Annotated in this window: 23 protein-coding genes; 8 read left to right on the plus strand and 15 right to left on the minus strand. The window is 57.0% G+C overall.

The annotated features are described in order from the left end of the window. Positions 1 to 405: 405 nt before the first annotated feature. A complete protein-coding gene (locus tag AC6I7J_RS03690) occupies positions 406 to 2,553 on the plus strand; it encodes an ornithine decarboxylase (protein ID WP_058757120.1) in 2,148 nt (715 codons plus the stop codon). A 67-nt stretch (positions 2,554 to 2,620) separates the two neighbouring features. Here the strand turns inward: AC6I7J_RS03690 and mltC are convergent, their stop codons facing one another. The 3 genes from mltC to mutY are packed head-to-tail and all read right to left on the minus strand — an operon-like array spanning position 2,621 to position 5,112. After that, a complete protein-coding gene (mltC, locus tag AC6I7J_RS03695; protein ID WP_021506619.1) occupies positions 2,621 to 3,700 on the minus strand; it encodes a membrane-bound lytic murein transglycosylase MltC in 1,080 nt (359 codons plus the stop codon). Between the two features lie 54 nt (positions 3,701 to 3,754). Beyond that, positions 3,755 to 4,027, minus strand: a complete 273-nt coding sequence (locus tag AC6I7J_RS03700; RefSeq protein WP_010617014.1) for an oxidative damage protection protein — start codon at positions 4,025 to 4,027, stop codon at positions 3,755 to 3,757. Further along, positions 4,027 to 5,112: an A/G-specific adenine glycosylase gene (mutY, locus tag AC6I7J_RS03705; RefSeq protein WP_058757119.1), complete on the minus strand. Its 1,086-nt coding sequence runs from the start codon at positions 5,110 to 5,112 to the stop codon at positions 4,027 to 4,029. Before mutY ends, AC6I7J_RS03700 begins: the two co-directional genes overlap by 1 nt. A gap of 154 nt (positions 5,113 to 5,266) precedes the next feature. On the opposite strand from mutY, the gene trmB reads away from it, so the two are divergent. The 4 genes from trmB (at position 5,267) to AC6I7J_RS03725 (ending at position 9,783) form a co-directional block, all read left to right on the plus strand. After that, entirely contained in the window at positions 5,267 to 5,986 is a 720-nt protein-coding gene (gene trmB / locus AC6I7J_RS03710; RefSeq protein WP_021506621.1) for a tRNA (guanosine(46)-N7)-methyltransferase TrmB, read from the plus strand. Beyond that, positions 5,986 to 6,312, plus strand: coding sequence for a YggL family protein (locus tag AC6I7J_RS03715; RefSeq protein ID WP_021313105.1), 327 nt, complete (start codon positions 5,986 to 5,988; stop codon positions 6,310 to 6,312). Before trmB ends, AC6I7J_RS03715 begins: the two co-directional genes overlap by 1 nt. A 288-nt stretch (positions 6,313 to 6,600) precedes the next feature. Continuing rightward, positions 6,601 to 7,317: a YggN family protein gene (locus AC6I7J_RS03720; protein WP_058757118.1), complete on the plus strand. Its 717-nt coding sequence runs from the start codon at positions 6,601 to 6,603 to the stop codon at positions 7,315 to 7,317. 210 nt (positions 7,318 to 7,527) lie between these two features. Beyond that, a complete protein-coding gene (locus AC6I7J_RS03725) occupies positions 7,528 to 9,783 on the plus strand; it encodes an Ig-like domain-containing protein (RefSeq protein ID WP_215481500.1) in 2,256 nt (751 codons plus the stop codon). 70 nt (positions 9,784 to 9,853) lie between these two features. Here AC6I7J_RS03725 and hemW read toward each other — a convergent pair whose 3' ends face one another. The 4 genes from hemW to AC6I7J_RS03745 are packed head-to-tail and all read right to left on the minus strand — an operon-like array spanning position 9,854 to position 12,865. Next, positions 9,854 to 10,984 (minus strand): radical SAM family heme chaperone HemW, encoded by a 1,131-nt coding sequence (hemW, locus tag AC6I7J_RS03730; protein ID WP_058757116.1) that lies wholly within the window; start codon positions 10,982 to 10,984, stop codon positions 9,854 to 9,856. Next, a complete protein-coding gene (locus AC6I7J_RS03735; protein WP_215481499.1) occupies positions 10,977 to 11,570 on the minus strand; it encodes an XTP/dITP diphosphatase in 594 nt (197 codons plus the stop codon). Before AC6I7J_RS03735 ends, hemW begins: the two co-directional genes overlap by 8 nt. Positions 11,571 to 11,590: 20 nt before the next feature. Next, the gene (locus tag AC6I7J_RS03740; RefSeq protein WP_021506626.1) at positions 11,591 to 12,145 is read right to left on the minus strand and encodes a YggT family protein; all 555 of its coding nucleotides are present in this window, start codon (positions 12,143 to 12,145) and stop codon (positions 11,591 to 11,593) included. A 12-nt stretch (positions 12,146 to 12,157) separates the two neighbouring features. After that, positions 12,158 to 12,865, minus strand: a complete 708-nt coding sequence (locus AC6I7J_RS03745) for a YggS family pyridoxal phosphate-dependent enzyme (RefSeq protein WP_021506627.1) — start codon at positions 12,863 to 12,865, stop codon at positions 12,158 to 12,160. 16 nt (positions 12,866 to 12,881) lie between these two features. Here AC6I7J_RS03745 and AC6I7J_RS03750 point away from each other — a divergent pair, with 16 nt between their 5' ends. Beyond that, a complete protein-coding gene (locus tag AC6I7J_RS03750) occupies positions 12,882 to 13,874 on the plus strand; it encodes a type IV pilus twitching motility protein PilT (RefSeq protein WP_215481498.1) in 993 nt (330 codons plus the stop codon). 66 nt (positions 13,875 to 13,940) lie between these two features. Here AC6I7J_RS03750 and ruvX read toward each other — a convergent pair whose 3' ends face one another. From ruvX to metK, 8 genes are all read right to left on the minus strand, one after another. After that, a complete protein-coding gene (ruvX, locus tag AC6I7J_RS03755; protein WP_058757113.1) occupies positions 13,941 to 14,357 on the minus strand; it encodes a Holliday junction resolvase RuvX in 417 nt (138 codons plus the stop codon). Then, positions 14,357 to 14,920: a YqgE/AlgH family protein gene (locus tag AC6I7J_RS03760; protein ID WP_021506630.1), complete on the minus strand. Its 564-nt coding sequence runs from the start codon at positions 14,918 to 14,920 to the stop codon at positions 14,357 to 14,359. Before AC6I7J_RS03760 ends, ruvX begins: the two co-directional genes overlap by 1 nt. Before the next feature lie 85 nt (positions 14,921 to 15,005). Then, entirely contained in the window at positions 15,006 to 15,950 is a 945-nt protein-coding gene (gene gshB, locus AC6I7J_RS03765; protein ID WP_021506631.1) for a glutathione synthase, read from the minus strand. A 96-nt stretch (positions 15,951 to 16,046) separates the two neighbouring features. Then, positions 16,047 to 16,778: a 16S rRNA (uracil(1498)-N(3))-methyltransferase gene (gene rsmE, locus AC6I7J_RS03770; RefSeq protein WP_021506632.1), complete on the minus strand. Its 732-nt coding sequence runs from the start codon at positions 16,776 to 16,778 to the stop codon at positions 16,047 to 16,049. A gap of 73 nt (positions 16,779 to 16,851) precedes the next feature. Next, complete coding sequence (gene endA, locus AC6I7J_RS03775) at positions 16,852 to 17,559, minus strand: deoxyribonuclease I (RefSeq protein ID WP_127834530.1); 708 nt, start codon at positions 17,557 to 17,559, stop codon at positions 16,852 to 16,854. A gap of 77 nt (positions 17,560 to 17,636) precedes the next feature. Further along, positions 17,637 to 18,149: a SprT family zinc-dependent metalloprotease gene (locus tag AC6I7J_RS03780; protein ID WP_088517903.1), complete on the minus strand. Its 513-nt coding sequence runs from the start codon at positions 18,147 to 18,149 to the stop codon at positions 17,637 to 17,639. A 105-nt stretch (positions 18,150 to 18,254) separates the two neighbouring features. Then, positions 18,255 to 19,649, minus strand: coding sequence for a sugar porter family MFS transporter (locus AC6I7J_RS03785; RefSeq protein ID WP_031279461.1), 1,395 nt, complete (start codon positions 19,647 to 19,649; stop codon positions 18,255 to 18,257). 520 nt (positions 19,650 to 20,169) lie between these two features. Then, on the minus strand, positions 20,170 to 21,321 hold the full coding sequence (gene metK, locus AC6I7J_RS03790) for a methionine adenosyltransferase (protein WP_215481497.1): 1,152 nt from the start codon (positions 21,319 to 21,321) through the stop codon (positions 20,170 to 20,172). Between the two features lie 796 nt (positions 21,322 to 22,117). Between metK and speA the strand changes: the two genes are divergently transcribed. Both speA and AC6I7J_RS03800 read left to right on the plus strand, forming a co-directional pair. Further along, positions 22,118 to 24,097, plus strand: coding sequence for a biosynthetic arginine decarboxylase (gene speA / locus AC6I7J_RS03795; protein ID WP_071813582.1), 1,980 nt, complete (start codon positions 22,118 to 22,120; stop codon positions 24,095 to 24,097). Between the two features lie 706 nt (positions 24,098 to 24,803). Continuing rightward, the gene (locus AC6I7J_RS03800; protein ID WP_136548065.1) at positions 24,804 to 25,499 is read left to right on the plus strand and encodes an EAL domain-containing protein; all 696 of its coding nucleotides are present in this window, start codon (positions 24,804 to 24,806) and stop codon (positions 25,497 to 25,499) included. The last annotated feature ends 132 nt before the right edge of the window (positions 25,500 to 25,631 follow it).

Here is a 25,631-nt window from a genome sequence, read left to right on the forward strand (position 1 = left end):
GCGCCTTAACTATTATTCATGTAAATCAATGAAGTAGCACATTGACGTTCTGCATCAAAATTCCGCCCTGATTGGTTGTTCCCGGTAAAAAAAGATGCCATCATGTCGCCCGAATTTCTTCCCCATCTTCATCGCTGAGGACGCCGCCATGTCCGGTACAATGCACATCTGCACTTGTCGCCGTGCGCTTCATGACAAGCGCGCCTCTGTCATCTGTTGTTCGCATTTCCCGCTCACCATGCGGTGAGGCTACGCCCCGTTCGCTGTTGGATATGAGTAAAGACAGACGCGATCTGGCTTTACTGATGTCTATCGGTTGCGGCCGCCGGACGTTATTCGCCGGGGAAATTTCCTCATTGCTGTGCCACTGGCACCCACTCATCCTTCATTACGGGGATTTGTGTTATGAACCCATTGAAAATTGCTGCCAGCGTAGCGGTAGCGCCAAGCCTGAGTCTCAACACCGCGCGCGACGTGGTGACGCTGGATAATACCGATTTCACCGACGTGGCCGCGGTAGTGGTCTCGCTGGCCGATACACGCAGCGGCGTGCTGACGCTGCTGCGCCAGACTGGCTTCAATCTGCCGGTGTTTGTCGCGAACGCCTTTGATGACGCGGTGCTGACGCTGCCGGGCGTGACCGGAGAGATCAACGGCGCAGCGGAAGAGTGGCAGGCGCTGGAGCAGGCGGCGCAGGCGTACGAGGCGGAACTGCTGCCGCCGTTTTTCGACACCCTGACGCGCTATGTCGATATGCAGAACAGCACCTTTGCCTGTCCGGGCCATCAGGGCGGGGCGTTTTTCCGCCGCCATCCGGCCGGACGTCAGTTTTATGAGTTCTACGGCGAGAACGTCTTTCGCTCCGATATGTGTAACGCGGACGTCAAGCTGGGCGATTTACTGATCCACGAAGGCTCGGCCAAGGATGCGCAGAAATATGCCGCGCGCGTGTTCAACGCCGATAAAACCTACTTCGTGCTGAACGGCACCTCCAGCGCCAACAAAGTGGTGACCAATGCGCTGCTGACGCGCGGCGATCTGGTGCTGTTTGACCGCAATAACCATAAATCTAACCACCACGGTGCGCTGATCCAGGCAGGCGCCACGCCGGTTTATCTGGAAGCGGCGCGTAATCCGTTTGGTTTTATTGGCGGCATCGATGCGCACTGTTTCGACGAGACGTATCTGCGCGAGCAGGTGCGCCAGGTCGCGCCACAGCGCGCGGATCAGCCGCGTCCGTTCCGGCTGGCGATTATCCAGCTTGGCACCTACGATGGCACGGTATACAACGCGCGCCAGGTAGTGGATCGCATCGGGCATCTGTGTGACTACATTCTGTTTGATTCGGCATGGCTGGGTTATGAGCAGTTTATTCCACTGATGGCCGGCTGCTCGCCGCTGACGCTGGAGCTTAACGAGAACGACCCGGGGATCTTTGTCACCCAGTCGGTGCATAAGCAGCTGGCGGGCTTCTCGCAGACTTCGCAGATTCACAAGAAAGATAACCATATTCGCGGCCAGAAACGCTTCTGCCCACACAAGCGCCTGAACAACGCGTTTATGCTGCACGCCTCAACCAGCCCGTTCTATCCGCTGTTCGCTGCGCTGGATATCAACGCCAGAATGCATCAGGGCGAAGCGGGGCGCAGCATGTGGCACGACTGCGTCACGCTGGGCATTGAGGCACGCAAAGCGATCCTCGAGCGCTGCAGCCTGATTCAGCCCTTCCTGCCGGAGCAGGTGCACGGCAAGCCATGGCAGGCGGCAGAAACCGCCACCATCGCCGCCGATCCGGCGTATTTCAGCTTCGAACCGGGCGCGAAGTGGCACGGTTTTGCCGGTTACGATGCCGGACAGTATCTGGTGGACCCGTGCAAGCTGCTGCTCACCACGCCAGGCATCGATGCCACCAGCGGCGAATACACCCGCTTTGGCATTCCGGCCACCATTCTCGCCAACTATCTGCGCGAGAACGGTATCGTACCGGAGAAGTGCGATCTCAACTCAATCCTGTTCCTGCTGACCCCAGCGGAAACGCCGGAAAAAATGGCGCATCTGGTGGCGATGCTGGAGCAATTTGAACAGCACGTGCGTGAGGATGCGCTGCTGGCCGAAGTGCTGCCGAGCGTGTATCGCAGGCACGTCGAGCGCTATCAGGGCTACACGCTGCGTCGCCTGTGCCAGGAGATGCACGATTTGTACGTCAGCTACGACGTCAAGGATCTGCAGCGCGACATGTTCCGTCAGGCGTGTTTCCCGAAAGTCGAGGTCAATCCGCAGGATGCGCATCAGGCGTATATTCGCGGTGACGTTGAGCTGGTGCCGATCGCCAGCGCCGAAGGGCGCATTGCCGCCGAGGGGGCGCTGCCGTATCCGCCGGGTGTGCTGTGTGTGGTGCCAGGCGAAACCTGGGGCGGGGCAGTGCAGCGCTATTTCCTCGCGCTGGAAGCGGGTATCAATCTGCTGCCGGGCTTTTCACCGGAGTTGCAGGGGGTTTACACCGAGGAAGATGACAGCGGGCACAAGCGGTTAGTGGCGAATATGATGTTATAAGAGGGGCTGTTCCCCCACCGCACGCCACCTTCTCCCGCGGGCGGGAGAAGGTGGCGATGAGCGCTAATCAATAACGGTGGTAGCTGCGCTGTGCCTGGCTCACTTTGTACAGATAGCGGCGCGACTCGGCCGACGGATGGTTGGTGGTCAGCGTCTGATACACCTGGCTCGGTGACATGCCGTTGATGGTGGCGAAGGCGCGGTCTTTATCGCTGGAGAACACGCGCAGCACGCTGCCCGCCCCGCCGTTATAAGCGGTGATCACTGCGTAACGGCGTGATAGCGGATCCTGAATCCCGCCGAGATAGCTCTTCTGCAGCAGCGACAGATAAGCGGTACCGGCATCAATATTATTGGCCGGATCGAGCAGATAGCTGCGGCTCGGTTTACCCCATTTGCCCTTCATGCGGAACACATCGACCCCGGCAGTATGCTGCACCACCTGCATCAGACCCAGCGCATCGGCGTTGCTTACCGCATAAGGGTTGAAGCTCGATTCGGTCTGCATGATGGCCAGAATCAGCGAGGCATCAACGCCATACTGTTCGGCCGCTTTGCGCACCAGCGGCAGATATTTGTGCGCACGTTTGTCGAGGTGGTTAGGCACCATCGGAATGGTCACCGACCAGATAACGTGCAGCCCGGAGGTGCGTTTCTGCAGTTTGTTCTGAATCAGGTAATCAGCAAAGTTACCGGCGCGTCCCTGCCAGCGGATCGGCTGACCGGTATTATCCAGCACCTGGCCGTACAGCAGCGGCTCTTTACTGATCTGAATATCGTTGGCGTCGGAGTAGAGATCGACGTTGCCTGGATCGTCACCAATCAACAGCGTGGTGATGATGGCCTGACGCAGGCTGGCCATCGGATCGGTGCCGGAAATGGTCTCAATGGTGATGCTACCGCTGTCGAAGTTGATGTGACTGCGGGTGTAATAGTTATCGCTGTATTTGACGTAGTCCTTGGGTCCGGCGATCAGAACCTCATTGATTCCCCAGATATTCTCGATGTTGGCGGCAAATTGCCCCATCAGAATGTCAAAACCGTTGGTGTCCTTAACCCACTCTTCATGGTACTGCGATTTTTTTTGTCCGGAGCAGGAGACTAACAGGGGTGCGATGACCAGCAGTGCTATCAGTTTTTTATTCATTGTGAATGCGTGCCTGACTCGAAAAAGAGGGCCTCAAAGGGAGGCCCTGAACGTTTATTTTTCTGGCGGGGTGTAACCTTCAATGTGCACATCTTTGCCTTCGAACAGGAAATTCACCATCTCCTTCTCCAGCACTTTGCGATCTTCCGGGTTCATCATGTTGAGCTTCTTCTCGTTGATCAACATGGTCTGCTTGGACATCCACTGCTGCCAGGCTTCTTTGGAAATCTCATTGTAGATGCGCTTACCCAGTTCGCCAGGATAGAGCTGAAAGTCCTGGCCTTCAGCGTCGCGTTGCAGATAAGTACAAAAAATAGTGCGGCTCATTACTCTTCCTCTTCGGTCAAACTGGTTCGCAGTTGAAGCTGCCGGGGATGGCGCAGCTCATGCAGCAGGCGCTCTACCGGCGCGGCCAGCCCCACTGACGGTGGTTGCGCTAAGTTATACCAGAGACCGCCGGCTTCATCCATCAGCGACCCGGAGGAAGGCCACGCCAGCCACATAGGCACAATATCTAAGTGGAAATGGCTGAAGGTGTGGCGAAACGCGGTAAGCTGCTGCGGCTTCGCGTGGATGCCGCGCGCCGCCAGCCAGTCAGTCAGCGCTTGCTCACTGGTGAACTGCGGGAAGCAGAACAGGCCGCCCCACAAACCCACCGGCGGACGCTGTTCCAGAAACACCTCGTCGCCGTGCTGCAGCATCAGGAACCAGCCGCTGCGCTCTGGTAGCGTGACTTTCGGTTTCTTACCGGGATAATCAGCCCAGTTGCCTTGTGCATAAGCCGCGCAGCCGCTATTCAGCGGGCAGATTTCGCATTTCGGGCGGGAGCGAGTACACACTAACGCGCCGAGATCCATCATCGCCTGATTGAACTGGCTGACGCCTTCCGCTGGCGTGACGTCTTCACTGATCTGCCACAGGCGCTTCTCCACCTCTTTTTTGCCCGGCCAGCCGCTCACTGCATAGCAGCGCGCCAGCACGCGTTTTACGTTGCCGTCGAGGATCGGGAAATGCAGGCCAAGCGACAGCGACAGGATCGCGCCCGCCGTGGAGCGGCCGACGCCCGGCAGCGCCGCGACGTCATCGAAATGAGGCGGGAATACGCCGCCGTGCAGCTCAACCACCTGTTTAGCCGCCTTGTGCAGGTTACGCGCCCGTGCGTAATAGCCGAGGCCGGTCCACAGATGCAGCACTTCATCAAGCGGCGCGGCGGCCAGGTCGGCAACCGTGGGGAAGCGCGCCATAAAGCGTTCGAAATAGGGAATAACGGTGGCAACCTGCGTCTGCTGCAGCATCACTTCGGAGAGCCACACCTTATAGGGCGTTTTCTCCAGCTGCCACGGCAGAGTTTTACGGCCAAAGCGTTGGTACCACTCCAGCACCTGTTGCGCGAACTGCGGCGCCTGCATCATAAGAAGGAAATTTTCCGTGTTTACTCTACAATCAGGCAGGAATTCCAGCACAGAGACATCAGGGTGTAAACCGGAAGATTGCAAAGGCTTGCTTCTGTTACTTAACTTTGCATAATGCCCGTTTCCCTGAACAGGCTAACCAGCAGGTTTCAACATGATTAATGACGTCATCACCCCGGAATTTGATGAGAACGGGCGGCCTTTGCGCCGTATCCGCAGTTTTGTGCGCCGCCAGGGGCGCTTAACGAAAGGACAGCAGCTCGCGCTCGACAATTACTGGCCGGAGATGGGCGTCGAGTATCAGCCGCAGCCGCTGGACATGGTTGCGCTGTTTGGCCGCGAAGCGCCGCTGGTGCTGGAGATTGGTTTTGGCATGGGCGCCTCGCTGGTGACCATGGCGCAGAACAATCCGCATCAGAACTTCCTCGGCATTGAAGTGCATGCGCCGGGCGTCGGTGCCTGTCTGGCATCGGCCAAAGAGGCTGGCGTGCAGAATCTGCGCGTGATGTGTCACGACGCGGTGGAAGTGCTGGAAAACATGGTGCCGGACAATTCGCTGCGCATGGTGCAGCTGTTTTTCCCGGATCCATGGCATAAGGCGCGCCACAACAAGCGCCGCATCGTCCAGGTACCGTTTGCCGAGCTGGTGCTGCGCAAGCTGAAGCTGGGCGGCGTGTTCCACATGGCGACCGACTGGGAAGAGTACGCCACGCACATGCTGGAAGTGATGAGCAGCATCGATGGCTATAGCAATCAGTCGGAGAGCCAGAATTACGTGCCGCGTCCGGAAACGCGTCCGTTAACCAAATTTGAGCAGCGCGGGCAGCGACTGGGCCATGGCGTATGGGATCTGATGTTTGAGAGGGTGAAATAATGGCTGTAAAACGTAGCCGCCGTTTACGTAAAAAGTTGCATGTTGATGAGTTTCAGGAGCTGGGCTTCTCTGTTGCCTGGCGTTTTGCCGAAGGCACCAGCGAGGAAGAGGTGGATGCCACGCTCGATCAGTTCATCAATGAGGTGATCGATCCGAATGGTCTGGCCTATGACGGCAGCGGCTATCTGGTGTGGGAAGGGCTGGTGTGTCTGCAGCAGACCGGCAAATGCACCGACGCGCACCGCGAGCTGGTGCGTAACTGGCTGGAAAAGAAAAATCTCGCCGATATTCAGGTCACTGAACTCTTCGACGTTTGGTGGGACTAAGTTTTATTACAGTATGCTGGTGCGCATAAATGCGCACCCTACAGGGGATTGCCCTTACGGGGGCGCCATTTATGGCGACCTGGACCGCATGCTGATGCGTATAAATGCGTACCCTGCGGGGGATGGTCCTTTGTAGGGTCGCCATTTATGGCGACCTGGACCGCATGCTGAAGCGTATAAATGCGCACCCTGCGGGGGATGGTCCTTTGTAGGGTCGCCATTTATGGCGACCTGGTAACAACCGCAAACTGTCTTGCTCTTTCCCGCACAGAATACTCAGGAGATTTCATGGTTCGTAAGGCTCTTCTCGCCGCGCTGCTGCTGGCGGCGGCTCAGGCGCATGCTGACTATCAGTGCAGCGTCAATCCAAAGGATGATGTGATCATCAAACCCCAGAGCGTGCAGGTGGTGGGCAGCAACGGCAACCTTGAAATCACGCCGCAGGGCGATGTGCAGTTCAACGGCAAGTCGGTGAGCGTCGATAACGCCACGCGCCAGCAGGCGATTGACTACCAGAACGCGCTGCGTCGCGATCTGCCGTGGGTCGACAGCGGCGCAACCACCCGTCTGGAGCGGGGCCGCGTGGCGCTGGATAAAGTGATTGTCGAAAAACTCGGCTCGGACAGCAATGTGCGCAATCGCCTGACCACGCTGAACGGTCAGCTGAAGCAGCAGATGAACCGCATCATCGAGCATCGCCCGGATGGCCTGACTTTCCACCATCAGGCCATTGAGCAGGTGCGCGCCGACGGCGAGAAGCTGGTGCAGAGCACGCTGGGCGGGGTGTTGCAGGATAGCCTGAACGAGATGGGTACCAAACAGGCCGCCAGCGGCAGCAATCCGCTACAGGCGCTGATGGGCAACCTCGGCGGGCTACAGCAGTCGATTCAGACTGAATGGAACAATCAGGAGCAGGATTTCCAGAACTTCGGTCATGAAGTGTGTAACCGGGTGACCGCACTGGAGAGCCAGCGCAAGACGCTGATGCAGAACGTAAAGGGCTAAGCCAGCCGCGTTGCCGCTGAATGCACGGAACATCACGGCGTCATTGTTCTTCTGAACAGTGGCGCCTTTTTTATCCCCGCAACTTTTAAGCCAAGATTTAACGGGTTGTCTTAGATTCGGGACGAATCTGATAACGACAAAATTTCCGCATTAATAACTATATCAACGGGCATTCAGCCTATTGAACTTATTAATTTTTAAGGAAATTTTATGTTATTTTCTGACACCTCTGCTTCCAGTTCACACCCGGTTTTATCCCCCCCTGTGGTTATCGTTGCCGAACGCGGCTGGTACAACGATCCGCAAAAACGCTGGCAGGGAACGGTACAAACGCCGGACGCCGTTGAAGTCATCGTGACGGTTAACGGTGGCAATCCGCTACACGTGCCGGTGATCAATGGCCACTTCGAGTGGATGCCGCCGCAGCCGATGGCCGATGGTGAATACCAGCTCACCTTTACCGCCGTGGATGCCGCCGGCAATCACAGCGCACCCACGCGCGTGGATTACAATATCGATACCCATCCGCCCGCCAGACCGATCATCGAAGCGATTGAAGACCACGTTGCCGGCGGCGTGGAGGACGGTAACAGCATCCGCCGTAACGGCTATACCAACGATGATCAGCCGGTGGTACGCGGGCAGGCCGAAGGCAACGCGTTGGTTTATCTCTATAATGGCAACCAACTTCTCGCCTCTGTCCGTGCCGATGCGCAGGGCAATTGGCAGGCACAACTCGATCTGCCGCAGGACGGAACCTATAACCTGACGGCGCAGGCCGAGGACCGCGCCGACAACCGCAGTCAGCCGTCGCCGAAGTGGACCTTTCATCTCGATACGCTTACCCCGGAAACGCCGACGTTCAGCTATTACGACGACAATCGCGGGCTGTATCAGGGCCAGTTTGGCCGCGGCAAACCCACCGATGATGTCCGGCCGGAACTGCACGGCGAAGCCGAGCCCGGCAGCGTGGTGCGCATTCAGTATGCCGCACCGGGCGGAAAGTGGATTGTCGGCGGTACGGCCACCGTCGACAGCAGCGGCCACTGGCACTGGACGCCGCCGCAGGATCTGCTGCCGGACGGCGACTGGCGTTTTCGCAGCCGCAGCAGCGATAAAGCCGGCAACGTCAGTCAATGGAGCGACAGCTGGACGCTGACCATCGACACCCGTATCAACACGCCCACCATCCTGCAGGCTATCGATGACGTCGGCACCATCCAGCCGGTGCTGCCGGGCCAGACCACCGACGATAAGCGGCTCGATTTTTCCGGACAGGCTGAGCCTTACAGTCAGGTGACGCTGTACCAGAACGGCGTGGCAGCCGGCAGCGCGACGGTGGGGGCCGATGGGCGCTGGCAGATTACCCCGGACCGCGACATGCAGCCGGGCAGCAACAACTTTACGGTAAAAGCGGTCGATGTGGCGGGTAACGTCAGTGACTATGCGCCCAACTGGGCGATTAACTATGACTCTGGCGTAAAGCACAGTTCTGGCGAAGAGAACTGGAACTGTCGCGCCAATACCAGCTGGCAAACCGGCCGTGTGTATCAGTACGGCGGGTTGAAAGTCACCGAACTGAAACATGGCACCACCAACAACTGTTTCTATACCGGCATCATGAACCGGCCAGATGGCTATGAAAGCAAAGCGATTGAGATGCTGGATCATTCGGTCGTGCAGTTTGATTTTGGCGCCACCAATTACGTGGAGTTCAATTATGGCTATCTCCACAATTGCGATACCTACGTGGATATCTTCTCCCCCAGCGGCGAGCTGCTGGGGCGCGAATACCTGCAGCCCGGTGGCGCCAGCCGGTCTGAGCAGGGCCTGAACACCTTTAGCTGGCAGGCTCCGGCGGGCCAGCAGATTGGCTATATTGACGTCCATTCGGGCGAAGATCCGGATACCTATAAAAAAGTGCTGTGCTGGAACGTGCTGGTGAAGCGCGATGTCGGCTGGATTATTGATACTGTGCGCTGGGGCAAAGACGAGAGCCTGGTACAGCACCATACGCTGCCGGAAACGCAGGAACAGGAGGGCGCGCAGCTGCATCTGAATGATGTGCAGCAGTGGCTGGCGGCGCACAGCGGACAACCGCTGCAGGGCTTCTCTGCGCTGGTGCTGGAAGGAGAACATCAGCAGCTTGATTATCAGCAGCTGACGCAGCATATCAGCGGCCTGCAGCATATCGATCTCACTGGCTCAGGAGACAATCTGCTGCAGCTGGATGCGCAGCAGCTGTTGCAGCAGGCGCATCAGGATGTGTTGCTGCCAGAGCGCACGCGCAGCTGGCTGATTGATGGTGATGCCGGCGACGTGGTACAGCTCAGCGATAGCACGCAATTTTATCAGCAGTGGCAGCAGCAGGGGACGCAGCAGAGCGGTGGCAAAGTGTGGCAGGTGTTTGAGAGTCTCGACCACAGCGCGACGCTGTTAATCAATAATGAGGTGATGGTCGCCTGAGCGTAACAGATGCAGCCGTGCCGCACAGCACGGCTGCCAGCGGAAAAGGCGCGCGCCTTCTCCGCTGAATTTACATGAACAGCTCCAGCAGCGAATTCAGGAACAGTTTGCCTTTTTCGGTAATCTGCCAGTGCTCTGGCTGCTCCTGCACATAACCGGCGGCGATGGCTGCGTCGATCTGCGGGCGAATCACTGCCTCGTCCAGCCCGGTGTAGCGCTGAAAGTCGGCGCGCGGCGCGGCTTCCAGCAGGCGGAACCGGTTCATAAAGAACTCGAACGGCTTGTCCTCGTCCGGCACGTCATGCTGCTTATCCAGATAGTTGCCCTTCATAAAACCGCGCGGATGACGGGTTTTCACCGTGCGCACAATGCGCCCGTCCGGCTGCGTCAGCTTGCCGTGCGCGCCACAGCCGATGCCGAGGTAATCACCGAAGCGCCAGTAGTTCAGGTTATGCTCGCAGCGATAGCCCGGTTTGGCGTAGGCCGAGGTTTCATACTGCTGATAGCCTGCGGCGCTCAGCAGCTGATGACCCTGCTCAAAGATATCCCACAGCGCATCGTCATCCGGCAATACCGGCGGGCGTGAACCAAACAGCGTGTTGGGCTCAATGGTCAGCTGATACCACGACAGATGCGGCGGATTGAGGGCAATCGCCTGGCGCAAATCGTCCAGCGCCTCTTCCAGCGACTGATCCGGCAGGCCGTGCATCAGGTCGAGGTTAAAGCTGCGCAGGCCGAGACCGGCCGCCAGCTGTGCCGCGCGGACCGCCTCGTCCGGACCGTGAATGCGCCCCAGGCGCGTCAGCTTTTGCGGACTGAAACTCTGCACGCCAATCGAAATCCGATTAATGCCCGCCCGCTGATAGCCGCTGAAGCGATCGGCTTCCACCGTGCCCGGATTGGCTTCCATGGTGATTTCGGCGTCCGCCGCCAGCGGCAGGCGCGCACGCACGCCATCCATTAGCTGCTGCATCGCTTCGCTGCTCAGCAGGCTGGGCGTGCCGCCGCCGATGAAAATGGTGCGCACTTCGCGCCCGGCGGTCAGCGGCAGATCCTGGTCAAGATCGTTGAGCAGATGCTGCACATACTCACTGTGCGGCACTTCGCCTTTAAGCGCGTGCGAGTTGAAGTCGCAGTACGGACACTTCTGCACGCACCACGGGATGTGGATATAAAGGCTTAACGGTGGTAACTCAGGCATTGCGCATCGCTTCCAGCAGCAGCGTCAATGCTTTACCCCGGTGCGACACGGCACGCTTTTCATCCTTGCTTAGCTCGGCGGCGGTTTTACCCAGCGCCGGCACGTAGAAGATCGGATCATAACCGAAACCGCCTTCACCGGCAGCTGCGCGGGTAATCTCCCCGGCCCAGCTGCCGTGGAACACCAGCGGCGTCGGGTCGGAGGCGTGACGCACGTACACCAGCACGCAGTGGAACTGTGCCTGGCGCTCGCCGTCCGGCACCAGCTCCAGTGCCTGCAGCAGTTTGTCGAGATTCTGCTGGTCGCTGGCATCAACGCCGGCATAGCGTGCCGAGTAAATGCCCGGTGCGCCGCCCAGCGCATCGACCGCCAGCCCGGAGTCATCGGCAATCGCCGGCAGGCCGGTGATCTGCGCAGCGTGACGCGCTTTCAGGATGGCGTTTTCGATAAAGGTCAGCCCGGTCTCTTCGGCAGACTCTACGCCCAGCTCGGTTTGCGCCACGATATCCAGGCCGAAGGCCGCTAACAGATCGGCCAGTTCACGTACTTTGCCCGGATTACCGGTGGCGAGCACAACTTTTTGCATAACAGTTCCAGATTAACGAATTACAGCAGGTACCAGAGACCCGGGAACAGATCCATACCGAGGAAGTTCAGCGCATACAGCACCAGAATTACGATCATCGCCGAGAAATCAATGCCGCCCATCGCCGGCAGGATACGGCGAATCGGTGCCATCAGCGGTTCGGTCAGCTGGATCAGCACATAGTCCATCGCACCGCGTCCCTGGCTGATCCAACTCATCAGCGAGCGAATGATGATCACCCAGAACACCAGATAGCCGGCGGATTTGACCAGTGACAGCAGGCCCACCAGCAGGTTGGTCGGATCGACGGAGAACACCCCGACCTGAATCAGCAGCAGAATCGGATATTTCAGCGTGGTCAGCACGAATGCCAGCAGCAGTGACGCGGTGTCAATCGGTCCCAGCGCCGGCAAAATGCGGCGCAGCGGTTTAACAATCGGCTGGGTGATCTTCACGACAAACTGCGCCAGCGGATTGTAAAAGTCACAGCGTGACCACTGCATCCAGATGCGCAGCAGCAGCACCATCACGTACAGATCAATCAGCGTTTTGACTAAAAACGTCAGTGTTAACATGAGGTTCCTCAATTATTGTTGTGAAGGGCGTGCATAATCCCGCGCGCCAAATACCGCGGTGCCGATGCGCACCATCGTACTGCCTGCGGCAATCGCCGCATCCATATCGTCGCTCATTCCCAGAGAAAGCGTATCGACGCCTGGATAGTCCTGTTGCAAGGCGCGAAACGCGCTGGCCATCTGCTGGCACACCGCCAGCTGGCGCGCGTAATCCTGCTCGGGCGCCGGAATCGCCATCAGCCCACGCAGGCGCAAACGCGGCAGGGCGGCAATCTGTTGTGCCAGCCCGGCGACGGCCTCCAGCATGATGCCAGATTTGCTGTGCTCGTCACTGATATTTACCTGAATTAACACGTTGAGCGGCGGCAGCGCGGCCGGACGCTGATCGTTCAGCCGCTGCGCGATACGCAGACGGTCAACGGTATGGCACCAGGCAAAGTTTTCCGCCACCAGACGGCTTTTATTGGATTGTAACGGCCCGATAAAGTGCCATTGCAGATCAGGATGTGCGGCCAGTTCGGCAACTTTTTCAACCCCTTCCTGCACGTAATTTTCACCGAAGGCGCGCTGTCCGGCGGCAATGGCTTCTGCGATAGCGCTCGCAGGTTTGGTTTTGCTCACTGCAAGCAGCGTAATTTCTTCTGGCGCGCGGCCGCAACGCGCGGCGGCAGCAGCGATCCGCTCGCGCACTTGCTGTAAGTTGTGCTCAATGGAAGTCATAGTCAGGAGAAGTTAAATGGATTTGGATGACGTTGTGGCGCTTAGTGTAAAGCATAATGCGGCCGATCTGCACCTTTGCAGCGGACATTTACCGCACTGGCGCCGGCAGGGCGTACTGGAGCCAATACCGCAACAGCACAGCTTGCCTGAGCGCTGGCTGCAGGCCTTTAGCGAGCAGTGGCTTAGCGCCGCGCAGCGCAGCGAGTTAGCTGGCAGCGGTCACGTCGATTTCGCCATCATGCTCGGCAACGGCAGCCGGCTGCGCGCCAATCTGTTCCGCCAGCGTCACGGACTGGCGCTGGCGCTGCGGCTGATTGCCAGTCAGCCACCGGATATAGCGCGCCTGCAGCTGCCGGACGTGGTGCGCTCGCTGCTGCAGCTGGAGGAAGGGCTTATCCTCATCACCGGCGCGACCGGCAGCGGCAAATCCACCACGCTGGCGGCGCTGGTGGATAGCCTTAATCGTCAGCAGGCGCGCCACATTATCACGCTGGAAGATCCGATCGAGTTCGTCCATCACAGCCAGCGTTCGCTGATTCAGCAGCGCGAAATCGGCGCGCACTGCGCTTCGTTTCAGCTCGGATTAAAAGCGGCGCTGCGTGAAGACCCGGATGTGATCCTGCTGGGTGAGCTGCGCGACAGCGAAACCATCCGCCTGGCGCTGACCGCTGCTGAGACCGGCCATCTGGTGCTGGCCACGCTGCATACGCGCGGCGCGACGCAGGCGGTGGACCGGCTGGTGGATGTGTTTCCGTCCGAGGAGAAAAACCTCGTACGCACGCAGCTGGCCGGCAGCCTGAAAGCGGTGCTGGCGCAGCGTTTAGTCGCCGCCAAAGCCGGTGGCCGCATTGGCCTGTTTGAAGTGCTGGTGGCGACGCCGGCGGTCGCTAACCTGATCCGCGAAGGCAAAATGCATCAGCTGCCCGGTGTGTTGCAGACCGGCGCGCAGGCAGGGATGCAGACTTTCGCTCAGAGCGAGCAGGCCCGGCGTGAGGCGGGATTAATTTGAGCGGCGACGTGCCCTGAGAACCGTCGACACGGCGGCGCGAAACCGCGCGGCCGTGTCCGGGCTGATTTAATGCGTCTCGAACCAGTCCTGCAGGATAATCACCGCGGACTGCGAATCGATATGGCCTTTCTGCAGCGCGCGATAGCCGCCGCGTTCGAACAGATCGGCACGCGCTTCAACGGTGCTCAGGCGCTCATCCTGCAGCTCCACACGCACGCCGAAGCGGCCGTGCAGCCGGTTAGCAAACTTGCGTGCGCGCGCCGTCAGCGGCTGTTCGCTGCCGTCCATGTTGAGTGGCAGGCCAACCACCACGTAATCCGGCTGCCACTCTTTCAGCAGCTTACCAATGAGCTCCCAGTCCGGCGTGCCGTCCTGCGCTTTCAGCGCGGTGAGCGGGCGCGCAGTGCCGGTCAGCTGTTGCCCGATGGCAACGCCGATGCTTTTGGTACCGAAGTCAAAGCCGAGCAGCGTTTCACTGGCCATCAGGCGTGCCCTGCATCGCTGGTCATGTTGTGGATGTCCACACCCATGCTGCGCGCGGCTTCACGCCAGCGTTCGGCAATCGGCGTCTGGAACAGGATCTGCGTATTGGCCGGCGTGGTCAGCCAGGCATTCTCCAGCAGCTCATTTTCCAGCTGATCCTTCTCCCATGCGCAATAACCCAGCGCTACCAGCACGTTCTCTGGCTGTTCACGCGTGCCGATCGCTTCCAGCACATCGCGTGAAGTGGTGATCACCGTATTGTCAGAAATGCGAATACTGGAGGAGAACACGCGCTGGGCCGAGTGCAGAATAAAGCCACGATCTTCCGCCAGCGGACCACCGGCAAACACCGGTTTGTCCAGTTTGATGGCAGGATCGCGTTCTGATGGGCTGATCTTAAGTTTTTTCAGGATGCCTTCGACCGTCAGGTTGTCCATCGGCTTGTTAACGATCAAACCCATGGCACCCTCTTCGTTATGCTCGCAGATATACACCACCGAGCGTTTGAAGAAAGGGTCCTGCAGCGACGGCATCGCAATCAAGAAATGGTGCTGTAAATTCATTCTCACTCGTTTACCAAAAATAGCCGGTGCTGAACGGCTGCACCGGCTTTGGGTGGTTCACGGAGCTCTCACTCCTGCGGCATCCTCAGCCCAAACGTTTTTCAATCGCGTCCATCAGCATGCCGGTGATGGAGACCGGGAACGCCGCCTCGATTTCGCGGATGCAGGTTGGGCTGGTGACGTTAACTTCTGTCAGTTTATCACCGATAATATCGAGGCCGACAAAAATCAGCCCTTTGGCTTTCAATGTCGGACCTACGCGGCGGGCAATTTCCCAGTCGCTGTCGCTCAGCGGACGGGCTTCGCCGCGGCCACCGGCGGCGAGGTTGCCACGGGTTTCGCCGCCCTGCGGAATGCGTGCCAGGCAGTATGGCACCGGTTCACCATCGACCACCAGCACGCGTTTATCACCGTCTTTGATCGCCGGCAGATAATTTTGCGCCATGCAGAAGAACTGACCGTGGTTGGTCAGCGTTTCGGTGATCACGCCGAAGTTGGCGTCATCTTTTTTGATGCGGAAAATCGACGCGCCGCCCATGCCGTCGAGCGGCTTGAAGATCACATCGCCATGCTCCTGCCAGAACGCGCGCAGCTGCTCTTTGTTGCGCGTCACCAGCGTGTCTGGCGTCAGGTCGGCAAACCAGGCGGTGTAGAGTTTTTCGTTGCAGTCACGCAGGCTCTGCGGTTTGTTAACGATCAGCGTGCCTTGCTCTTCCGCGCGCTCCAGCAGATAGGTTGCGTAGATAAACTCGGTATCAAACGGCGGGTCTTTACGCATCAGCACCACGTTAAGATCGGCCAGCGGGATAGTCTGCTCGCTGCCAAACGTGTACCACTGATCGTAGTTCTGCTCGACGCTCAGCAGCCGGGTGCGCGCGTAAGTCACGCCACCGCGCAGCGACAGATCGCCCATCTCCATGTAGTGAATTTCATAACCGCGGCGCTGTGCTTCCAGCAACATGGCGAAGCTGGAGTCTTTTTTAATGTTGATGGACGAAATCGGGTCCATAACGATGCCAAGCTTAATCATTATTCTCTCCTCAAAGGGGAATTCAGCCACCCCGTTCCGTGCGAAAGCGTTGTGCTGGTCAGTTATCTGCGTGTGTCTTCGGGCTGAAAGTATCCCTTAACCGAGGTCACCAAACCTCACCTGAAGTGCCGTGATGGCGGTGAGCGCCGTGGTTTCGGTGCGCAAAACGCGCGGACCGAGCAGGATATCGGTAAAGCCGTGCTGCGCCGTCATGGCAATTTCCTCTGCCGACAGGCCGCCTTCCGGGCCAATCAGCAGCCGTACGCGTTCAACCGGCTGCGGCAGCGTATTGATGCTGTGGCTGGCGCGCGGATGCAGGTTGAGCTTCAGGCCGTCATCCGCTTCGGCGCACCAGGCTTCGAGCGTCATCGCGGCGCGGATTTCCGGCACGCGATTACGACCGCACTGCTCGCAGGCGGCGATGGCAATTTTCTGCCACTGCTGAATCTTTTTCGCCAGGCGTTCGGCATCCAGCTTTACGCCACAGCGTTCAGAAAACAAGGGCGTAATCACATTCACGCCCAGTTCGATCGATTTCTGGATAGTGAATTCCATTTTTTCACCGCGCGACATCACCTGACCGAGGTGTAAGTGCAGCGGGGATTCGCGATCGTCAGGCTGGCTGGCAAGGACCTTTACTTTTACACGCTTTTTGTCGGCCTGGGTGATTTCGGCGCTAAAAGTCAGATTACTGCCATCAAACAGCTCGATCTGCTGTCCGGCGCTCATGCGCAGCACGCGGCCGACGTGGTTGGCGGCATCCTCATCAAGCAGAACTTCACTGTTAACGGTTAGAGCTTCGGGGTGATAAATGCGGGGTATGCGCATGCGGTTCCTGCCGGCGTTATGCCGCATCGCGCGATGCGGCCCAATCGAAAAAAGCTAGTGTAGGGTAGCGCTTTCAGCGCTGGCAAGCCTGCTGTACCCAGGAATTGTGATTTCCCTGCACCGCGGCGATGCGCTGGTCACGTTCGCACTCCCACGGTGTGACCGGATACTGCTTGTTCCACGCGGTGAACAGCTGGGTTTGCTGGCGTGACAGGCGCAGATGATACTGGTCGCGCATATAGAAGTAGGTGCGGGCGATGGCGCCGCGCGCGCGCTCGGGAGGCTCGGCGCGCTTCTGCTTAAAATCGATCTTCATGCTGCACTGACCGTACGGCTGCTCGCCACCGTTCCACTGGCTGTACTGGAAGTTGTTGCGGTCGCCGTTCACTTCGCCGATGGCTGGCTGCAGGTTGTGCAGATCGCTTTCGATGCGGCGGTAATCTGCGTCTTTGCTGCAGTTTTTGCGTCCGCCATTTTGCCAGCACTGACGCTGATGACCAAACTCCCATGCCGGCATGACGTGTTCCCACTCGATGCGTTCCGCGCGGTTGGCGTTCTTGCGCACGCTATAGCCGCAGCTGCTCAGATCCGGCACGCCTTTTTTACCGTGCCAGCTGATTTTGCAGCCGCAATAAAAATCCGCCGGCGCATCCGCGTTGATCTTTGCCGCGACCACTTTCGCCTGCTGAAAATTGTTCTGGTTGTAATGGGTGAGACTGAGGCTGTACGCGCTGAGCGGCGCGACCAGCAGAGAGAGTAATAACAGCGTTTTGCGAGACATATTCCAAAAAATAACCTGGTACCGAAAAGGGCGGCAGCGTAACAGAATGGCCGGGCGCGGGGAATGAGAATCGCGGACTAATCCGCTGCGTATTCACCGGGTTGCAGCAGCGTACCGCAATGCACACAGCGATATTCGCTCTCACCACGCACCACGCGGTTATGGCGGCGTACCGTCAGCTGATGTTGCTGGCAGCGACAGCGATAGGGGAAGGTATTGCTGCGCACCGAAGTGATTGCGAACTGATGGGTGCGGCGGGCGGGCACGCCCAGCACGTCCTCCATCATCCACTTCCACTCTTTGCCGTGCGGCGGCACGCGGCCGAAGGTTTTCCACACCAGCAGATGCGCCAGCTCATGCGGCACCACTTCATCAATAAAAGCCTGCTGGTTTTCCAGCAACAGCACCGGGTTGAGGCGAATTTGCCACTGCTCCAGCCACGCGGTGCCTGCGGCCGTGCCGCGCTGCTGATAAACCAGCGTCGGCTCTTCGAAATGACGTTCGAGTTTTTGCTGAGCCAGCTGCAAAAAATGGCGCAGCGAGCGCATGACGGCTTGTTGCAGGGCGATGGGCAGACGTGGCGTTTTCATGTGCGGCAGCATAAGGCGTTGCCGCGGGGTACGCAACTGCATGCGCACAGGCGGCAGATAAAAAAAAGGGCCGCCCTGCGGCAGCCCCGGTTAACGCATCTGGCCTTACTGCTGGCCGATATCGCGCAGTTTTTTGCCCGACATCAGGTTGCGCTCGATGTGCTCCAGCGAGACGTTTTTGGTCTCCGGAATCAGCGCGACCGTCAGCAGAATAAAGAACACGTTCAGCGCGGCGTAGACCCAGAAAGTCGGCGCGTTGCCCAGCGAGTTCAGCATGGTCAGGAAGGTGGCACCAACGATCATGTTGGCAATCCAGTTGGTCGCGGTAGAGACGGTGATACCAAAATCACGCCCTTTCAGCGGCTGAATTTCAGAACACAGTACCCAAATCAGCGGACCGGCTGACATCGCGAAGCCAACAATGAACATCAGCAGCATGGCGATAGCAAAGTACTGCTCACCGGCAGAGTTAATGCCAATGTGCAGCATGGTACCGAGGATACCCATGCCGGCTGCCATCACCAGGAAGCCCAGCACCAACGTGGGTTTACGGCCCCAGCGATCCACCAGACCGATAGCAATAAAGGTGGCCAGCACGTTCACCAGACCTACGATCACGGTGCCCCACATTTGCTGCGTGGTATTGGCGAAGCCGGCGATTTCGAAGATTTTCGGTGCGTAGTACATGATGACGTTCATGCCGGTGAACTGCTGCATCACCTGCAACAGCACGCCGAGGAACACCGCGCGGCGGAAGTTGCTATTGCTCTGGAACAGCTGCCAGCCGGACTGTTTGATCTTCAGGCTTTCGCGGATCTCATCCAGCTCGCGTTTCGCCTGCTCGCTGGTGTCACGCAGGCGATCCAGCACGCGCTGTGCATCGCGGAAGTCACCTTTCGCCGCCAGCCAGCGCGGGCTGTTTGGCAGGAACACCACGCCAACCAGCAGCAGCACCGCCGGAATAGTGATGATGCCCAGCATCCAGCGCCAGTCGCCCGAGGCACTGAACGCGGTGTCAGACAGGTAAGCGCCGAGAATACCGATGGTGATCATCAGCTGATACAGGGAAATCATACTGCCGCGGATCTTCTCCGGTGCGATTTCCGAGAGATACAGCGGGGCGGTATAAGAGGCAACGCCGACGGCAAGGCCGAGCACCACGCGTGCGGCAATCAGCATTTCCGGGTTTGGCGCCATCGCCGACCACAGTGAACCGATAACGAACAGGATGGCACCGGCCATCAGGCTCTTTTTACGGCCGAGACGCGAAGACATCCAGCCGCTGCCCACAGCACCGACCGCAGCACCGAACATCATTGAGCTGACGATCCACTCCTGCTGATGTGCGGTAACGTTGAAATCTTTCGCGATGAAGGGCAGGGCACCGGCGATAACGCCGATATCCAGACCGAACAGCAGGCCCGCCAGAGCGGCCAGAAAGCAGACAAACAGGGTCATCGCCTTGTTTGAGGTTCTGCTTTTGTGAGTATTACCAGGCATATTGCCTCCGAAGTTTATCCATCTTTGTTTTTATCAATGTTAAGTAAGCTGCCTGCGGGAAAAAGTGAGTGCGATCACATCGATGTAATCGGTTACACACGCTGAAACCCTGTAATCCAGCATTTTTTGCCCGAATCAGTCACATAACCAGTAAGGTATAGCACCCTTTAAGTTTCTGACATCACTATAAATATCGGCTATCAGACGACGCTGAAAATAACGCATTTTCATCACCGTTACTACGCTGAAAAATCTCTAAATTGAAGATATTAAAAGGATTTCAAAATGTAATCGTTAACACTTTGTTGTAAGCGCAGTGCTAACAGTGTAGACAGCGCTGAAAAATGCGCCTGCGGTGGTATAGACAAAAAGTGTGATGGTGCAAAGGCGGGATAGGGGAAGCGGTCAGGGACGAAAGAGTGGAAATTTCGCCGGTAAAAAAGCCCGCTTGCGCGGGCTCGATTTACCTTCTCCGCTAAGAGAAGAGCGGGGTGAGAGCCGTTGCCCGCACCCGCGTAGATTACAGGCCTGCGGCCTCGCGCAGCTGGGCGGCTTTATCGGTCTGTTCCCACGGGAAGTGTTCACGACCAAAGTGACCGTAGGCAGCGGTTTCTTTGTAGATTGGCTTCAGCAGATCCATCATCTGAATCAGACCGTATGGACGCAGGTCGAAGAACTCACGCACCAGCAGCGTCAGCTGTTCGGTTGAAATTTTCTCGGTACCGAAGGTTTCCACCATGATAGAGGTCGGTTCTGCCACGCCAATCGCGTAAGAAACCTGGATTTCACAGCGATCGGCCAGGCCAGCGGCAACGATATTTTTCGCCACGTAGCGCGCAGCGTAAGCCGCTGAGCGGTCAACTTTCGACGGATCTTTACCGGAGAACGCGCCGCCGCCGTGACGAGCCATGCCGCCGTAAGTATCGACGATGATTTTACGACCGGTCAGGCCGCAGTCGCCCATCGGGCCGCCGATCACGAAACGACCGGTTGGGTTGATGTGGTATTTGGTGCTGGCGTTAATCCACTCGGTCGGCAGTACCGGCTTGATGATCTCTTCCATCACCGCTTCACGCAGATCGGCCTGTGAAATCTCTTCTGAATGCTGAGTTGACAGCACTACCGCATCGATACCGACAATCTTGCCGCCGTCGTACTGGAAGGTAATCTGGCTTTTGGCATCCGGGCGCAGCCATGGCAGCGTACCGTTTTTACGCACTTCAGCCTGACGCTGCACCAGACGGTGCGCGTAGGTCACCGGTGCCGGCATCAGCACGTCGGTTTCATTGGTGGCGTAACCAAACATCAGGCCCTGGTCGCCCGCGCCCTGTTCCAGCGGATCGGTACGGTCTACGCCCTGGTTGATGTCCGGCGACTGTTTACCAATCGCGCTCAGCACCGCACAGGAGTTAGCATCAAAGCCCATATCGGAATGAACATAGCCGATTTCACGTACGGTATTACGGGTGATCTCTTCGATATCGACCCAGGCGCTGGTGGTGATCTCACCGCCAACCAGCACCATACCGGTTTTTACGTAGGTTTCGCAGGCGACGCGTGCTTTGGGATCCTGTTCAAGGATGGCGTCCAGCACGGCATCGGAAATCTGATCGGCGATTTTATCAGGATGTCCTTCTGATACGGACTCGGATGTAAAAAGGTGTTTAGCCATTCTGTTCTTTACCTTGCAAATGGTTTGAATTCGACTGCATAGCGTAAGCGGGATGATGCCAGCTCGACGCCCCTTCAGGCAAAGCCGCAAGCAGTAGGAAGTGTCAGCGTACCAGGCTCACACCGCCTGGATGTTAATCAGTTTAGATGGAAAACCATCTGGACGGCTATTTTAGGTCACTCAGTGCGCGTTTTTCCAGTGCTTTTTCGCCATCCGCATTTATCGCTACAGATCAACTGGAATATTTTCCTGACACCCGCCGCAGCGCGCCGACAAAGATTTTGCATTTTGCCGCGTCAGACTGTATAAAACGCCGCAGTTGTCCCATGGATGACGCCCCCGTGCGTCGCGCTGTCAGAGGCTGTTGATCTGATTTTCATCCACTCCGTTTCCGCATGCTGTTAGCAGGCGCTGGAGGTGATAAAAACAATGAACCACATTTTCGCTCTCTTCGGTTCACGGCGCCGTTCTGGCGCGCTGGCACGCCTTTCCATTTCCAGTTCTGCTCTTTTCTCTCGTCGAAGTTTTCTGCGCTGCGGTAATTATCCCGACACGAGCGCCGGCTAAGCTATTCCCCCAGTATCTCTGCTGTGTTTCACTCGCCTGTGGTGAGGTGATGCGGGACGATTTTGCCCCGTTGTTCACCGCTTCCGGCACGGTGTTTTACACTTAACCTCAGTAAGGCGCACGGTAACCTGCTGAGGCAAGATAAGCAGAATGAGGAAATTTCCATCCGGCGCAGTAGCAGCAAAATCCGGCAACTTTTTCATATTTCAACGGAAAATTGAGGTTCGTGATGTCTGACGACATGAAGAATATCAAGGGTTCGTCAGCTGGCGAACAGGGTGTACTCCGCTCAATGCAGGAGGTGGCGATGAACGATCAGGACGCAAGCAGAATGCTGCGCACCTACAACATTGCCTGGTGGGGAAACAACTATTACGACGTCAACGAACTCGGCCACATCAGCGTCTGCCCGGATCCGGATCAGCCGGAGGTGCGCGTTGACCTGGCGAAGCTGGTTAAAGAGCGCGAGGCCGACGGCCAGCGCCTGCCTGCGCTGTTCTGCTTCCCGCAAATTCTGCAGCACCGTCTGCGTTCGATTAATGCCGCCTTTAAACGCGCGCGTGAATCCTACGGCTATAAGGGCGACTACTTCCTGGTTTACCCGATCAAAGTTAACCAGCATAAGCGCGTGATTGAATCGCTGGTCAACTCCGGCGAGCCGCTGGGGCTGGAGGCGGGTTCCAAAGCTGAGCTGATGGCGGTGCTGGCACACGCCGGGAAAACCCGCTCGGTGATTGTGTGTAACGGCTACAAAGACCGCGAATATATCCGTCTGGCGCTGATTGGTGAAAAGCTCGGCCATAAAGTCTATCTGGTGATTGAGAAGATGACCGAAGTGCGCCTGGTGCTGGAAGAAGCCGAGCGGCTTAACGTGGTGCCGCGCCTCGGCATCCGCGCCCGTCTGGCATCGCAGGGCTCCGGTAAGTGGCAGTCGAGCGGCGGCGAGAAATCCAAATTTGGTCTGGCGGCATCGCAGGTGCTGCAGCTGGTCGATATCATGCGCAAAGCGGGTCGTCTCGACAGCCTGCAGCTGCTGCATTTCCACCTCGGCTCGCAGATGTCCAATATTCGCGATATCGCCACCGGCGTGCGTGAATCGGCGCGCTTCTATGTTGAGCTGGCGAAGCTGGGCGTCAACATCAAGTGCTTTGACGTCGGCGGCGGGCTTGGGGTTGACTACGAAGGCACACGTTCGCAGTCAGACTGCTCAGTCAACTACGGCCTGAACGAATACGCCAATAACGTGATCTGGGCCATCGGTGACGCCTGTGAAGAGCACGGTCTGGAGCATCCGACCGTGATTACGGAATCGGGGCGTGCGGTGACCGCGCATCATACCGTGCTGGTCTCCAACATCATCGGCGTTGAGCGCAATGAATTCAGTACGCCGGTCGCACCGGATGCCGACTCACCGCGCCCGATTCAGAGCCTGTGGGATACCTGGCAGGAGATGCACGAGCCGAGCGTACGCCGTTCGCTGCGCGAATGGCTGCATGACAGCCAGATGGACCTGTTCGACATTCATACCGGCTATTCGTCAGGCACCTACGATCTCGGTCAGCGCGCCTGGGCAGAGCAGCTGTATCTCAGCATCTGCCACTATATTCAGCAGCACCTTGACCCGAGCAACCGCGCCCATCGGCCCATCATTGATGAGCTGCAGGAGCGCATGGCGGACAAGATTTACGTCAACTTCTCGCTGTTCCAGTCGATGCCGGATGCGTGGGGCATCGATCAGCTGTTCCCGGTGCTGCCGCTGGAAGGGCTGAACAAAACTCCGCAGCGGCGTGCGGTACTGCTGGATATCACCTGTGATTCCGATGGCACTATTGATCACTACGTTGACGGCGACGGTATTGCCACCACCATGCCAATGCCGGAGTACGATGTGGATAATCCACCGATGCTGGGCTTCTTCATGGTCGGGGCGTATCAGGAAATCCTCGGCAATATGCACAACCTGTTTGGCGATACCGAAGCGGTTGACGTCTTCGCCTTCCCGGATGGCAGTGTAGAAGTGCAGCTGTCTGATGAAGGTGATACCGTGGCGGATATGCTGCAATACGTGCAGCTCAATCCTAACGATCTGATGACGTTATTCCGCGATCAGGTAAAACAGCAGCAGGATATTGACGAAGAGCTGCGGGCGCAGTTCCTTGAAGAGTTTGAGAGTGGGCTTTACGGCTATACCTATCTCGAAGACGAGTAAGTGTATTTCCCGCAACGGGCTCCGGCTGGAGCCCGTTATTATCACCTTCCCTGACAATCCTTCCTGCCATTTATTCAATTCGTGATCGCTATCACTCTGAAATTATCCCGGCCGAAACAGCAAATTCAAACCGTTTATTAACAAAAGCTATCTGCTTAATTCAGCAGCGAAAGCGCATCGGCAGCGAAAAAAACGTTTTTTAAATCTGTGGCTTAGTGTTGTACCAGCCCGCAAATGACCAATCTTTCTTTTATGAGTTCCTGGCTATCTATAATAAAAATTTAAGCATAAGGCGGTGGGTGAGCGATGTGCAGACTGTCGGTTTTTTGACGCTTTCTGGAATCCCGCTTTAAGCAGTGCAATATCCCATCTTAAGCACAAAGCCAGAATTTATACCAATGCTTTATAATTAATTGCTTATTAATCAATTGATTATTGGTTTTATTTTTTTGTCAGGGCCGATAAGTAAAATCTGAAATCTAAGAATTATCTGATCTTTATATGAAACATGCAGTGAAAATGAAGATTTATTGATTGGTTTAAACGATTAAAGTTCACGCTGTTGTTCACTGAAATCTATTTTTCAAAATGTAAGTTGTAAGTTAACCTTCAGTTAAGGTGTTAAGTTTTATCGATGTTTCCCTTACGAATCACATGAGAAAAGCTGACGGTTTAACGCGCTATCAGCCAGTGTAAGGATCGTAAAATGCGCTGCAAATCCGACTACATTCTGATGCTGGAGCCGGTTCACGCTATTTCCGGTGAAGTGGTGGCATGGGAATTGTTGACGCGTTTCGCAGATGATGCAGATACCAATAATAAGCGTAACCCTGACAGGGATGCAGGGTTCTTCAGTCGGCTTTCTGCTGACGAAAAATGGCAGTTATTCCTCCACCAGGTCGAAAAACTTATTCAGCTTTACCATGCGGGGTTTGAGCAGGTCATCAGCGTTAATGTAGACAGAGATATTGTTTCAGGCATTTTTAAAGATGCTGAAATACAGAGAAAACTGGCCGCGCTGACGCGATTACGGCTGGAAATCTCTGCCTTCTTCACCGCACGTTTTAATAGTGCCGACCTGCTGATCCTGAAAGGCGTAGCCAAAATCACGCCGGCCCCGTTATGGCTCGATGACTTTGGTCCGGGTTTTTCCAACCTGACCATGCTCGATAGCGGAATATTCGACATCGTCAAGATTGATAAAAATTTTTTTTGGCAATTTGGCGAAGATCGCACTTTCGACATTCTGCTCGACCACCTCAATCAATTATGTCGCGGCGTGATTATTGAGGGCGTTGAACATCAACGTCAGGTTGATTTGCTGTCGCAAAAATCAATTTACGGCATGCAAGGCTACCACTGGAAGAGCGTCTATCTCACTGATTTGTTGGCGCAAGTCTGAAAAGAGTTCGGCAGAGCTGTTTTTTCGGACGGGCGGCAAATAACGACTCAGCGCGTTTTCACTGTGCCTCTGGCAGATGAAACCGGCCTGGAGAGGATGTGAGTAATTCATTGAATTATTCGCGAAGAATAC

This window comes from Type-C symbiont of Plautia stali (assembly GCF_059730935.1).